The organism is Pseudomonas sp. 10S4 (assembly GCF_034344865.1).
Taxonomy (GTDB): Bacteria; Pseudomonadota; Gammaproteobacteria; order Pseudomonadales; family Pseudomonadaceae; genus Aquipseudomonas.
In genome coordinates, this window is the sequence record NZ_CP133774.1 from 7,079,004 (window position 1) to 7,093,183 (window position 14,180).

Annotated in this window: 10 protein-coding genes; all 10 read right to left on the reverse strand. The window is 50.3% G+C overall.

Annotated elements, in window-relative coordinates; all coding sequences use genetic code 11:
• Nucleotides 1-347: 347 nt before the first annotated feature.
• A complete protein-coding gene (locus RHM58_RS32940) occupies nt 348-2,114 on the reverse strand; it encodes a glycosyltransferase family 4 protein (RefSeq protein WP_322269257.1) in 1,767 nt (588 codons plus the stop codon).
• Between the two features lie 421 nt (nt 2,115-2,535).
• Nucleotides 2,536-3,912 (reverse strand): FAD/NAD(P)-binding protein, encoded by a 1,377-nt coding sequence (locus RHM58_RS32945; protein ID WP_322269260.1) that lies wholly within the window; start codon nt 3,910-3,912, stop codon nt 2,536-2,538.
• On the reverse strand, nt 3,909-4,502 hold the full coding sequence (gene cysC, locus RHM58_RS32950; RefSeq protein WP_322269261.1) for an adenylyl-sulfate kinase: 594 nt from the start codon (nt 4,500-4,502) through the stop codon (nt 3,909-3,911). The genes RHM58_RS32945 and cysC overlap by 4 nt, the downstream gene beginning before the upstream one ends.
• 170 nt (nt 4,503-4,672) lie before the next feature.
• Nucleotides 4,673-5,734: a glycosyltransferase gene (locus RHM58_RS32955; protein WP_322269262.1), complete on the reverse strand. Its 1,062-nt coding sequence runs from the start codon at nt 5,732-5,734 to the stop codon at nt 4,673-4,675.
• Nucleotides 5,735-6,082: 348 nt separating this feature from the next.
• Nucleotides 6,083-7,006 carry an NAD-dependent epimerase/dehydratase family protein gene (locus RHM58_RS32960; RefSeq protein ID WP_322269264.1) on the reverse strand — a complete coding sequence of 308 codons (924 nt, stop codon included), beginning with the start codon at nt 7,004-7,006 and terminating at the stop codon, nt 6,083-6,085.
• Nucleotides 7,007-7,099: 93 nt separating this feature from the next.
• Entirely contained in the window at nt 7,100-9,307 is a 2,208-nt protein-coding gene (locus RHM58_RS32965) for a glycosyltransferase family 4 protein (protein WP_322269266.1), read from the reverse strand.
• Nucleotides 9,308-9,315: 8 nt separating this feature from the next.
• Nucleotides 9,316-10,464, reverse strand: coding sequence for an acyltransferase family protein (locus tag RHM58_RS32970; RefSeq protein WP_322269268.1), 1,149 nt, complete (start codon nt 10,462-10,464; stop codon nt 9,316-9,318).
• Nucleotides 10,465-10,653: 189 nt separating this feature from the next.
• Nucleotides 10,654-10,926, reverse strand: coding sequence for a hypothetical protein (locus RHM58_RS32975; RefSeq protein WP_322269269.1), 273 nt, complete (start codon nt 10,924-10,926; stop codon nt 10,654-10,656).
• A gap of 138 nt (nt 10,927-11,064) precedes the next feature.
• The gene (locus RHM58_RS32980) at nt 11,065-12,126 is read right to left on the reverse strand and encodes a glycosyltransferase family 2 protein (RefSeq protein ID WP_322269271.1); all 1,062 of its coding nucleotides are present in this window, start codon (nt 12,124-12,126) and stop codon (nt 11,065-11,067) included.
• A gap of 1 nt (nt 12,127) precedes the next feature.
• Nucleotides 12,128-14,068, reverse strand: coding sequence for a sulfotransferase family 2 domain-containing protein (locus RHM58_RS32985; protein WP_322269273.1), 1,941 nt, complete (start codon nt 14,066-14,068; stop codon nt 12,128-12,130).
• Nucleotides 14,069-14,180: the final 112 nt, after the last annotated feature.

Consider the following 14,180-nt stretch of genomic DNA (forward strand, 5'->3'; position numbering starts at 1 on the left):
CAGATCCGCAAGAGTCTGCACCAGCCCGAAGTCTATCAGGAGAACACATCATGGTCTCCAACCAGAACGCACCGCCCGAGGTGCTGGCTAAGACTGGCGCAACGATGGGCATCGCATTGCAAGGCTCCAACCGTGTCTGAACAGCGACCGCAAGCCCGCTCCCCGCCGGGTCGCCGCTCATCCAGCTACTGCAATGACGATCGAGCAATCGCGACAACACCTTCCACGCCGGGCTCTTCGAGAAGCGGAGAAAGGATCACAGGGTGATGCAGTGGCTTACTGGCCTGCACCCATGCCCATCGAAAATCACTGACTTGACGCCCCGAGCCTCCCGGGGCGAACAGGATCTAGTACGAACTATTCCAAGCCCCCTGGGGACGCCCTGAGCGTAAATAGTCGGCAAACGGATCGCTTTCGGATACAGCGGTACCGTGCAAATCCAGGTAAGTAGCAGGATCGAAATCCGAACGCGGCTTGCGCGTGTTAATCCCACACGCCCACTCACGAACATAACGAATAACATCTCGCTCATCCGGTGGGCCGCCAGCATTTTCTGCGCCTGTATTGTCGAAGCAATACAAATCGGATTCGATAATAGTTTTTACATCAGACTCTTGCTGACGAATTCTCCGGGAGGAAAGGCTGCCTAATGCCTCAAGCCGTTCAACATATTTTTTCATGTCAAAATATGAAGAAGCTGCCTCATAGCACTTACTGGACACCTGCTTATACAATGACTCTGAAGTACCAAGCGCAATTATTTTATGAACGGCATCATCAGTATCAAGGTAGTCAGCCACGCAGAACTCGCTCAAATCATTAGCGGCGAGGAAATCCGCAATACCTGTGGCTTTATCGAAACAAACCACCGGCACCCGATTAGCCAAGGAATCAATAGCGACATTTGGCAAAGGGTCTAGTCGTGACGAAACAAACAGTAAGTCCGCCTCCTCATAGACTGTCTCAATGGCGGCTGTCTCGTCTAAAAACGTAAAATAATCATGAAGACCTGAACGCTTAATTTGGTCCGCAATATAAACAGAATACCCATCATCTGTATTGGGGCTGTAACCACCACCAATCCAGACGAAACGGAAATTATCGCCTTCAGGTGATTGCATTATTTTTGAGGCGCACTGAAGAAAAAGATCAACACCTTTGCGATAGTTTGCATATCCAGCACCAAGAACGATGAACTTTTTGTTCACTGCACCATCAGGTCGGATTTTTTTGCGCAACCGTTCAGACTCAACCTCCAACTGTTTGCTACTAAGCTCTTTGTCAGGCAGTACGCATTGCCCTTGAGGAATGATATGCGCCGTTACTCTGGAGAGTTCCGGGCACTGTTCAAGAGCACTATCCCATGTCAAAGTTGCAGAAAAAACCAGTTCACTCGACCAAAGCCCTACACTTGAGAACAACTTGCGAGAGTTGGGATAGGCGGACGCAAACTCATGGATTAAGCTGATAGTAGGAATAAAGTTATTAGCCAGCAACTCTAAAACCACATGTGATTCAATACTATTAACCAACGAAAACTTGAAGCTGAATTTTCTGCACAAATCTTGTATCGCAGAACCGGCGTATTCAATATTGTAATTTAGGGTTGAGTTTATAACTATAGCAATGGCCGTCTCCTGAAATGCCTCAACCAGCGCACCTTCACCCAGTAGCAACACAACCACGTTATATCGAGAAGACAATACCTCAACCAAATTAAGCGCCAGTATCGGGGCTCCAGATCTGGAAGCCGCGTGACTGACGATCAAGATTGTCTCAAACTCTGGGTTGGCTGCACGCGTCTTCGAAAAATGAATCTCTGGGTAGGCAAAGATACGCCAACTGTCCTGATATCCATGATTCAAGTAATGAGCTACAGGATCGGTATCAGGCCCGAGATCAGAGTTGTACTTCAGGTACAAGGCAGCATCAAAATTCTTTGGCAGTAATGACAAGTTCGAACTCTCTGAAATCATTATAGGAGCAGCAACAGAAACTGGGACAGCTGAAATATCATCCATCAATTCGTTAGAGGAAGAACCCGGCAAACTAACCGCTGTTAGCTTCTTAGAAAAAAACTTAAGAGCTCGCGATAAAAAACTATTGTAAACCAAAGCCCACTCCTCCTATATGACTCATTTATAAGCATACAGAGTCCGCATTACGGATTAGCCCAGAAAAAAACAAGACTGTTTAACGCAAGAAGTTATCACCAATACGCCCTGGAGGCAAACACATCCACCAACAACTTGCTAATGATCTCTATCATCACGTCGATTTCGAAGGTGATCACTTTGATTTTTTGTAGGATGTATTTATATGGTCGTGCGGATCGCACGATGAGCTTCAGGCCAGGGTATTGGATCGTAGCATTGGGCTGATGCCGTGGTTACGGGAATATAATGCTTGCCAATGGCATTTGGTAAGTTATCAAAAGCTTACACCGGCCTTGTAAAAATGAGGCAAGGCCGGGAGGGCGGTAAGACGGGGTGAAAATGAGACGAAGGATGAACGGGTTAATTCTTCCGCTTTTTCCTACCGCATGCTGGCTGCAATCCGGACAGCCAAGGTCTTCGCATAAACTCTCAATTCCGGTACGGCCGTGGCTTCCCAAAACTGAGCCTTGAGCATCGGGCCAACATAGCTTAACCAGGTTGAGGGAGCTCCATTGCTATCCCTAACCGCGAGAGATTCGTCTACACACACACCAAGCCCGAGAGAATCCAACTGTATCAACCCGGCCTTACGAAGCTGAACAATCAACTGATCATCAACCCGGGCAAGATTTGAATTGGGCCCAGTGCAATTGATGATATGGGAAACCTCAATGGACTCAATGCAACCAGATCCGCGCAACCCGACTTGAACACGCAAACCGTCTGGCTGTACTTCTATACCGCAGATTCTACCGGCCATTGGCAGGAGCCTACGTTCTTTGATCCGATCAGAAAAAATCGCAAATGATGCCGGCGCGACCCTGTGACGATGTGCGTCCCAGTAAACTTGCGCATGGCGCAAAAACCGTTGCTTCTCCTTATCAGGCAGCCGACCCCACAACTTGGCGGTCACAGGTCTCAACGCACCAATAATATCCCGCCAATCGATATCGTCTTGTTGCCCGGCCGCCGCCAGCGAACGCATCTTTCGAAGGTAACTCACCACTGTCGGTTTGGACGATAGAAGCTGCTCGACTATGTCACTAGCAACAACTGACGAATTCCGGCTGGCGCGATGCGGCAATGGCTGAACGCCTCGTCGCGAAAGCATATAAACCGGCCCAGTATGACCTTGCTGATCTAACGTCAAGGCCACATCAAGAGCGGTTAAGCCTGCGCCCAATAGCAGAACGGGTGCCAGCGGATTGATCGGCACTTCCAGCGCCCCGGACCATGGGTCAGCAAGGTAACGCCCTTCAGCCCGCGCTACTGCGGTAACGGGTGGATTAAAAGGTGAAAAATTACCAAAAGCGAGAATCACATGATCCGCCGCCAATTGTCGACCGTCAGCCAGATGAACCAAGGCCGTTCCATTCTTCGGCTCAAGAACGTGAGCCTCGACGGTCATGCGCTCAAAACTTACACCAGGACCACAACGAAATGCAGCATCGGCCAGCAGACCGGATAGATACTCGCCATAGAGTTTGCGCGGGACGAAGGAAGACGCCCGTGTACCAGGCAACCGACTTTCACAAAAACGTAGAAAGTGGTCCGGCTGATCGACCAACGCCGACATATTACCAGCAGGTACATTCAGCAAATGCCTGGAGCTACTCGTTCCATAAGCCAGCCCCCTGGCCATTTCACCCGAACGGTTAAGGAGGATGACGCGAGTGTTCGGCGCGCACACCTGCAAAAACTGAATGGCCGTAACCGCACCACTAAAGCCGGCACCAATAATAACCAGCGTTTTCACAGTTCAAACCGCCCAACCAAAAAACTCATGATTTTTGCGACAGCCGTCGGAACATCATCCTCCAGCGTATTGATGCAAATATCCGGACTCACTGGCGGTTCATACAAAGAGTCGATACCAGTAAAGTTCTTTATCAAACCAGAGCGTGCCTTCCCGTAAAGCCCTTTGGGATCGCGGCGCTCGCACTCAACCAAAGAAGTATTGATATAGACCTCGACAAAGTAGGCCTCACCAATAACTTCCCGCGCCATAGCCCGATCACGTCGAAACGGAGAAATAAATGCACTAACGACAATCAAACCTGCGTCGACAAATAATTTGGCAACCTCAGCAATTCGCCGGATATTTTCAGCCCGATCATCATCGTTAAATCCCAGGTCGCGACAAAGACCGAGGCGCAAGTGATCGCCATCCAACAAATAGGTATGACGATGATGCTCGAGCAATGCTTGCTCAAGGGCATTGGCGATCGTCGACTTCCCGGCGCCACTGAGCCCGGTAAACCAAAGCACTGCAGGCCGTTGTTGCTTGATGGCGCTACGTTGCGCCTGGTCAACGGACGTTTTATGAACGACAAGGTTTTCAGTCATCGCTTCCTACACCGCAGCCATGTACACATGGACATGAATTCAAAATTTCAGCTCCAAAAAGTCGATTTGATCTCTAAACAACGAAGCCGAACCCATCAAATAGAACCGGAGAATAGACCCGGAGAACGTGTACGCCAAGGAAACCCGGCTCCGAAAAATACGCAGCCTATTCAGTTTACTGCCGAATGCCATGCATCTAACAGCTCATCTACATACGATGAAACAGACTTCGGCGACTTCGAGTTCAGGGCAAGACCCGCCAGCAACCCGGGACAATCAAGCAGGCGACGCAGGGCCCGCTCCAACTCGCTCGCGCTCCCAGGCTCGAACAGCAGACCATCGACGCCGTCAGCTACGACTTCAGCAATGCCCGGCACATCGGACGCCACTACAGGACACCCGGCTGCCTGAGCCGAGTAAACGACAAGAGGTGTGTTTTCATTCCAGACAGAGGGAACGACCAAGGCATCAAGCTGCCCAAAAACGCCAAAAATCTCATTATTTGGAAATGTACCGCAAAACTCCACACTCGCATTATCACCAGCCAATTGTCGCAGCCGAGCGGCGTACTCAGGAAAGTCCGTTTGCTTGCCGTAGATTTTGAGATTTATGTCGCTGGATGAAAGGCCCTGCAAGGCCTGCAACAGGACGTGACACCCCTTGTGTGGCGCAAGCGTTCCTATAAATCCGAGCCGCAAGGGACGAGTGCCGCCATTTCGTTCCCGAGGAACCACAGCCAAATCAAGATTGATGCCGTATGGCGATCTGACAAGAATGTCCTTTCTGACACCGTGGCGTAACAACAGTTCTTCGATCATCTTGTTGGGAGCAAAGATGCGGTGCAAAACATTGAGCCTGTTGACGTTGCGCTCAAGTCGACCGTCAAGGGCACGGAGTTCCTGGACAAAGGAAACGCTAGGCATCAATGGAGAGCGAGCAATACGCACCAAATAATCGCTGAAAACATCCGGAACTGCTGTGATCAGCTTGCCTACCCGATCGCCGAGCATATTGGCGGCAAAATGGATTGCACAATTGCCTGCATCGGGACTGGGGCCCGCACAGGCGCGACCACCACAACGCAGCAACTGCGCAGTCGGGCATACACTCCAAAAGTCGGTAGGGGTGTAAAAAGCCGGCACGCCTGCAGCCACCGCTTTATCGATCAGGCCAGTGCCCAAACGATTAAGGTGAAAAAAATGAACGACGTCAGGCTTGAACTCGACAAGCAAGCGCCCAAAGAAATCGGCAGCCAGGTGATTATCAAAGCCAATTTCGATCTTCGAAGTCTGCCCCCCATTGGCACATATGAATGCAGGAAGCGGTAGACCCGAATACCCTCGTACAGATAATCATCGGTGCGCTCAGCGTCCGTGAGCACATCGTTAGCGGGGTAACCCGTGAGGATGATCACTTCATGCCCACGGGCTATCAAAGCGTTAGCCACGGACAAAGTCAGGACTTCGGTACCCGCGGAGAACTCCGGAAAAAACTGATGTACCGTGAGCAGTACCTTCATTCCAGACCGCAACCAACGCGTCTGCAGAGGCCGCCGCGGATCATCTGGCCGGCCTCACTTTTCACTTTCTTTTTGCCCATTCGAATGTTCTGGCGATCCCCTCTTTCATCGAGACTTGAGGCGACCAGCCCAACTCTTCCCGCGCAAGATCATTGCTTAGTACGCTGACAGGCACATCAAAAGAGCGCCCCGGCTTATAGACCCTGGACACTTCCGCGCCACTGACTTCGCCGATCAGCTCCAACAGACTATTGAGGCTGGTCCCGACACCCGAACTGATATTGAACACCCCGGCATTGCCGGAGTAGCTGATGGACTTGGCGAAAGCCTCTGCCACATCGCTGACATGCAGGAAATCACGCTGGACACTGCCGTCCCCCCAAATCTCGATAGGGACTTGCTTCAACACATTGTGGATAAATACGCCAACCGCACCCTGCGCTGTCTCCACACGCTGCCGCTCGCCATAGGGATTCGCGACCCTGAGAATAACCGGCTTGATGCCGTGGATATGGCCGTACATCAAGATATACTTCTCAATGGCCAACTTGGTTATGCCATAAGAAACTTCTGGATCTGTAGGGTGTTTTTCATCAATCGGAATGTACTTTGGAGAACCATATACAGTTCCCCCCGAAGAAATGAATACAATCCGCCCTACTTTGTGAGCAACCATTGCATTAAGCAGTTGCAAACTTGCAATCAGGTTGCTCTGTACATCATAAATCGGATCTTCGTTCGAACTTTTAGGCAGCGTCGTAGATACGAGATGCAGCACCGCATCAACGCCCTCTACCGCCTTATTGATATCACTCGTCGCTAACAGGTCGCCGGTCATCCACTCGACGTTTTCGTGGGGAAGAAACTTCCGATATTCGCCAACTCGTGGACGCTCGAATACCCGGATCGAATGCCCATCAAGCAACAACCGATCAACAATGGTTGAACCGATAAAGCCGCCGCCACCAAACACTGTTATTTTCATAAAAACTCTCGACTGACATCGAACGCATGACTATAAATTTTATGTTATGCAACAATGCAAAAACGAAAAAACTAACACAAGAACAGCAATACGTCAAGAAATCAACAATTTCATTCTTCTTACTACCTTCTGAGTCAAGGGCTTATCGAGAATATATTTCCCTAAACGATAATGACGAACTCGCGCGACCAAAAGATAAATAAAACCACGTTTAAAGGACACCTCGGTCTGCGCGTCATTAGTCAGGCAATGCGTCGCATAAATTTGATCGAGGTAGGTGGTAACACGCCTGCTTTCCAGAGCCCACGTCGCCAGCTCTTTCGCAAGTCCCAAGGCGAGAGGCGGGTGTGACGAAGCAATCCTGTTGCGATGCGCCTCATCCAGAATCTCAAGCCACTGGCGATTTGTCGCTGCCGAAGTGTAATGGGCCGCAATCAGCCGCTTACACGCCTGCGCCTTGCGTTCACGCATGGACACATCGGCTGCAACGGCCTGCAATACACCAACATAGCGACTGACCTCATCCTCACCATGAGCGACCAGATATCCCATCTCTTCGCCAACCAGTTCGTCCTGTCCGCCCACATCCGCTACTACGGGAACGACGCCCGCGGCCATGGCCTCGAGAAGCGCGACCGAAATACCCTCGTATTCCGACGGCATCAGCAGGACGTCAGATACCGCCAGCAAGGAAAGCCACTCGGCGTGCGGCCTGGCGCCCAGCACCCTGACATTGTCCCCAAGCTCATAATCCTTGATCAGCCCTTCGAATGCTGGCCTTAGTTCGCCATCACCAATAACAAGTGCATTGAAGCGCACACCGGCGAGCTTCAACGTATGGAGTATCTCGGCAAGCTTCAACGGCCTTTTCTGATCGCACATACGACCGGCAAAAATGATGGTGAGCGCACTCTCGTCCAAATCGAAACGACGCAACGTATCGCCGCGCTCGGATGCTGTCATGGAAACCGGGTTCGACTTGATGCCTGTATACATAACCCGGATCTTTTCTTGGTCAGCTCCGCGCTCAGCCATCCACTCCGCCAAGTGGCGAGTGCTCACGACATTTATGTCGAGTGCATCCTGATACCCCACAGAAAACCGCGGATGCCCGCCATTGAGCCAGTGCATTTCCTCTGTGTGGCTAAGATCCAGGAATGCAGTTTCAGGCGCCGCACTCTTAAGATAAGGAAGCAACTGATAACCCAGGGTACTTCCAGTAATAAGCACCGTATCAATACCCCGAGAGGCGATAAGGTACAAAAGAAAGCGTGGAAAGTCGGACAGCGAGAGGAAGTTCGGAAGTACGAAAATATCCGGGGTCAATTCGGCAAACTTGTGCTCCCAGCGATGCTCAGCCTCAAGCGTGGCGCAAACAGTGACATCAGCACCGCCAGCAATCAGTCCTTCGATAAGGTCAATACTGACCCGATCCGCCCCGCCCTCAACCATCCAGGGCAAAAGGAACATAACTCTCCTGCCACGAACATTGGGCTTGAGCGGATTCTGAAAGGCAAATTCGACCGGCAATGTTTCATAGGCTGACGGGTAACGTCGGTGCGGATGCGGGACTTCTTTCTTGAAGCCTGCAAAGACACTCTCGGCCTCTTGTGCCACCGCCGTCAGTCTGCACCACTGCAAATGCTCGGGAATTGTAAAGCCCCAGTGACCCGCCCCAGCCAATCGGGTAAGCGTAGAGATGGGATCGCGACCATCCGGCAAGACAGCGATGTCATCAAAAGCCTCGATCAGAGCCGATGTACGAACAACCATGCCCCTGACTTTGACCTGAGGGTTGCCGAGGTAATATTTACCCTCACTACAACGTTGCTCGACCAGAAAATCTTCAGCCCCATGAATCACGCCGAAAGAGTTGCAAAAGGCAAATTCGGGATTGGAGGCGAGACACCAGAGCGCCTTCTCAATGAATGTTGCCCCCAGTCGAGTCGATGTATCGACAAGTACAATATACTCAGGCTGTGCCCAAATCGTACTCGTGACTGCACATTCCGCGTGTTCGCGAATGGATACCCGCGCGTCTCCCGCCACCTCAGCAACAAGCGCATCATGAACTTGCGCATCGAGATTTACGTCATGACAAACAAGCCACTTCCAGTTCTGAAAGGTCTGGCGTCGTAACGACTGATAGACTTCGGAAAAATCCAGGCTACGCCCATTAAAGTAGCTCACAACTAGAACTTTAGAGCCTTGTGCATCACTCACAGGCTCGGGTTCGTAACGGCCCGCTATCGTAGCCATGCCTGAATAATTGGAGAAATCAGAGGGGGCGGAGTTTAACATTGTGAGAACTATTTCCCTGCGCCGAGACGCTGAAGGCTCTTCATTAGCTTGAAAAGCGAAAATCCATTGTAATCACGAAGTTTGAGAAATGGTTTTTCTACAAACAGGTACGTCATGTAGGCAAGCGCATAAACACACGCCATAAATATCGGGTACACCAACCACGGGTTGTTATAAACGCTCTCATGCAGCCCAAAACGATTTATGACTGCTATCACCAATATGAAAGCAAATATGTGACCCAGATAAATAGAATATGAAATCAGGCTTGTGAATTTCACAAAACGATTAACCAAAGTCCAACGCGAAGGACGCAAGTTAAAAAAAGCCGGGACCAGAGCCGCAAAGAAAATTGCCGAACATGTAAAAAACAACGTAAGCACAGCTTTGTTATTTACGGTCCAAGGCCATCCTTGCTTGGTCAACACAATGATTGCAGCAACGAACGCTAAAGGTATGTACCAGTACTTGATCAGCCGATCAAACAACGACCGATGCCAGGTATAAAGATAAGCAATCGCGACCCCACCACCGATAGCATCCAGGCGAAAAAGCACAATATAACGAGCATCGTCATACCTGTCCGTCCCGATAGATATACCCAAACGGGCCAAAAAAGGAACAACGATGAACAATCCGATGGTGAAAGTGGCTGCGCGCTTTACCCCCGCGCCAAGCCCAATCATAAGCAACAGCGCTAAAGGAAAAGCGTAATAGAACCACTCTTCTACAGCCAGACTCCAAGACAACCGATAGAAATCAGTCATTGGCCAAGCAAAGTTCTGTGCGAAAACAAGATACTGGAACTGCTCGGCAAAAGTGGTCGCGCCCTTCCAGTCAAACCGCAACGAAATAAAGAAATAGAAAACGTAAAGTGGAAGCGTCCTCATCCACCTCCGGTACCAGAACCCGGTCAAGCCAATGGTCCTCATTTCCCCCCAATGGGCAGCCTCTTTTAATAGAATCCTGCCAATCAGAAAGCCGCTCAGACAGAAAAACAGATCCACACCAAAAATCGCAAGGAAAGCAAAGGATTGCAGAATAGGATTAGGCAGTGAATGCCCGAGCATGTGCCCGAATACGACGAGCAGACAGGCAAGCGTACGACAGACATCCAACCCGAAGGATCGATTCGTAGCTGTAGCTGATGAGTTCATAGGAATTGACACTCGGGTGCTATTTATTGGCATTTATTTGCTTGGTCCACAGTATTTCGCAGCAATGACCGGCCGGGGATTTAAACTGTCCCAAGGCAACCCGATCAACTGCAGCGGGTCCAAACTCTATTCGGTACTTACAGTAGGCAACGCCCGACCGCGTGCTGGTACTCTTTGGCGTAAGTGATTTCAAACTGAAATCCATATTAATAAAGCCTTCAGGACCGGCCTTAGAAAGATCAACCGGATATGCATGAAGAAAAAAGGATCCTCAAAACGCCCGACTTCACAATCCTTGAGTTCGAACTCCACCCCAGAGCTTGCAACCGCTACCTGCAGTCCTTCCGCGACCGCAACCGAGGCGACACTCTCGCCCCCATCCCAACGAGTGAAATATAAAGTGCCAATAGCGAGCACGACAAACAAAGAAACTGCACCTAGAATCCTAAAATCAATTTTCACTCGGTTTCCCTTCACTGTTGAAATACACCTGCTCACAATAAAACCAAAGACTCCTTCCAGGGCACACACCCCGAAATAATCGTTGGCTCCGGCGAAGCGTCCGCAGCTACTCAAGTAACCACGGACGAGCGCTTGATGTTACGCAGATCTCAATTTTCGAATAACTTTATCTGCAAAACCACGCAGACCACCTGACGCAACAGTTTGAGCAGGAGCGGCTACCAGAGCAGCAGAACTGAAAAAGTCTTCCTTGCCGGTGAGCGCAATAAAATCCAGATAATTGAAGCCGTGGATCGATTCGATATGCTCCTGCTCTTTGGGGCACGTCATCAATTGATAGAGCAACTCAATACCGAAAAGACGAGTACCTGGGCAAGTGCCAGCATGAATGGCGACCATAGCGAGTAGATACTTGGGGCTGGCGCCCGCAGGCGTCACCCATTGCTCGGACTCCGGAAATGCTTCAAGGATGTCCGCGAGCGGCAAGTCGATATAATGCTGCTTCTGCAGATGCCATTCCAGCTTCAACCGTGCCCGCCGGTCCGGCCGGTCCCCGCTGGCATTGGATTGATCCGAGAAAATCCGATGTAAGGTCAGATTTTCCTGAACCACATGGATGTCGGTGACCTTGAGCAAACGAGTCCAGAGTTCCGCGTCATCAATCTGGGCATGGGCACACTTGTACAACCCACTCTGCTCATAGGCACTTCTTCTGACCAATGCACTAGGGTGGCACAGTTGATTCATATTGAAGAAGAGTGCACGTAGCCACGCCGCTCGGGACTTATTTGGCTGGTTAAACCAGTCGAGATTCAACGAACGGTTATTTTCATCAATACACTGAACATGGGAAAACACCGCACCTATTTGCGGATTCGCCTCGAGCACAGCAACTTGCTTTTCCAGCTTATCGAGCGCCCAAGCATCGTCCGAGTGATGAATGGCGATGTAGTCGCCAGTGGATTGGGTTTCGATAGCACGGTTGATGTTATAGATATAACGACGAGTCCTATCATTCCGGACCTTGATAATTCTCGGGTCGTTGTAGGCCTGAATCACCTCCCAAGAAGCATCCGTCGATACATCATCAACGATAATCAACTCCCAATCACTGAAGGACTGATTGACAACAGTGTCGATCGCCTGCTTTACAAATTTATCGTGATTGAACGACGTGAGTACAACCGACACTTTTGCCACTTTAATCTCCTTTGCGCTTCTTTGTAGGCTGCACAATCCTGCGCAATCGAGCAACAATCGCGGTTTCAAAAAATCCATAAACACTAAGGTATCGTTTATGTTTCCGGTGGAGCTCATTAATCCTATGACTGAGTAGCGCAGAGCTCGCCCTCAACTCTTCCAAATTCGAATTAGCCAACCCTAAACTTACCTTCAAAGCCTGCAGCTCCGTGCTGGTTAGCGCGTAGCTTGCCCTCGACTCCTTCAGTTCGGAAGTGGTTAACTCATAACACACCCTCAGTTCGTCCAGCTCATTGCTGGTCAGCGAAAAACTCGCCCTCAACTCCTTCAACTCGGAAGAGGTCAACTCGGACCTCAGCTTCAGCGCCACCAGTTCTTTGCTGGTCAGCGCAAAGCTCGCCCTTAATTCTTCCAACTCGGAAGTAGCCAGTCCCGAGCTGACCTTCAACTCTTCTAGCTCTTTACAAGTCAGCGCAAAACTCGCCCTCAACTCCTCCAGCTCGGAATTGGCCAATCCTGAACTCACCCTCAACGCCTCCAGCTCTGTGCTCGTCAGCGTGAAGCTTGCCCTCAATTCCTCCAACTCTGCGCTGGTCAACTCAGAACTTACCTTCAACCCCTCCAGCTCTGCGCTGGTCAGAGTGAAGCTTGCCCTCAACTCCTTCAATTCGGAATTGCTCAACTCAGAACTTACTTTCAACCCTTCCAGCTCTGTGTTGGTCAACGCAAAGCTCACCGTCAACTCTTCCAGCTCGGCATTGGTTGACTTAGAGCTAACCTTCAACTCCAACAGCTCTGTGCCAGTGAGCAAGTAGTTTGCCTTCAACTCCTCCAACTCGGATTTGGTTGACTCAGAGCTTACTTTCAACCCCTCCAATTCTGTGTTGGTAAGCGCGAAGTTCGCCCTCAACTCAGCCAGCTCCTCCGACTCACCCCGAACAGAGTGAAGCGCCTGAGGATCACTGGCAATGCTGGCTTGCAACGCCAACAACTGGCTTTCTTTTTCCTGACATGCGGTCATCCAGGCAGCACGCTGCTCCAACAACCACTCTTTGTCTTTGGTCAGCACTTCGAGTTGATTACTGTAATGTTGGCGCATCTCAGCTATGCGTTGATGCCGACCTCGCAGCAGTTCGATCCCCTTCAGCACAGAAGACAACTGCTCTTGCGAAAACGTTTCCTTGGCCGGCGGAAGTTCAGTCGAGTAGCCAAATAGTTCGAAGTCGCGAGCATACAACTGGTCGATAATCTCTTTAGATCGCGCATTTATAAACTCGGGCAAATAAGGGATCAGGCTCTCGTTCGCACGCGTCGTCGTAAAAGGGTTTATGTAGGCATCTCCAAGATGCGCACTCAAGGCTGCATTAAGTTTTTTAGTATCCTCTATCTTCGATACTATGGTGTATGAAAAAAGATCAGGCCTTAGCAAGTCGTACTGGGGCGTCCAATGGCTGTCCTGGTACTGAGGGGCTTCGTGCGCATACAGAAACTCTACAAACTGCTCAAAAGAAGTCGCTACATCACTAATCGATGAAATATCACAACTGACAAACTCTTGCCCTTTGTAGCGTTCCATTTGCAAGGGCTCACACAGCAACACTTTTGATTGCCATGCAGAGAAAATTCTCTTGTAGGGATTTCTCACCACTGCAAAGGTTAAATACCCCTCAGTCTTGATCTGATCCAATCGCTCCTGCGTAGAAACAAACAGCTGGGGAGCCACGTACCATAACGAATCGTGAACAACCAGTTCAGGATCCGACTCAGTACTAGTTTTTAACTCTCGAACCGCTTCGGCAACACCCTCAAGCTCCGAAATCCACCATTTCAGGGAAGTACAAGCTACTTTGGGGGTCGCAACATAAAACAGCTTATTTTTTTCAGAAGCGTAGCTATTCCACAAAAAATAATCCAACAAGCGCTGGTCATCAATGCTCGTCATTGGCGGCCTCTCAGGCTCTTTTTCTTAAAAACGGAGACTTTTCCGATACTCAAGCACTCTTCGTACCGCGTTGCGAGTGACTCGTTGATCCGGATGCGAGGACGGGGCCTGG

Coding starts and splice junctions, on each gene's coding strand:
- cysC (WP_322269261.1), bottom strand. CDS start 4,502: ATGACTGAAAACCTTGTCGTTCATAAAACGTCCGTTGACCAGGCGCAA.
- RHM58_RS32960 (WP_322269264.1), bottom strand. CDS start 7,006: ATGAAAATAACAGTGTTTGGTGGCGGCGGCTTTATCGGTTCAACCATT.
- RHM58_RS32965 (WP_322269266.1), bottom strand. CDS start 9,307: ATGTTAAACTCCGCCCCCTCTGATTTCTCCAATTATTCAGGCATGGCT.
- RHM58_RS32970 (WP_322269268.1), bottom strand. CDS start 10,464: ATGAACTCATCAGCTACAGCTACGAATCGATCCTTCGGGTTGGATGTC.
- RHM58_RS32985 (WP_322269273.1), bottom strand. CDS start 14,068: ATGACGAGCATTGATGACCAGCGCTTGTTGGATTATTTTTTGTGGAAT.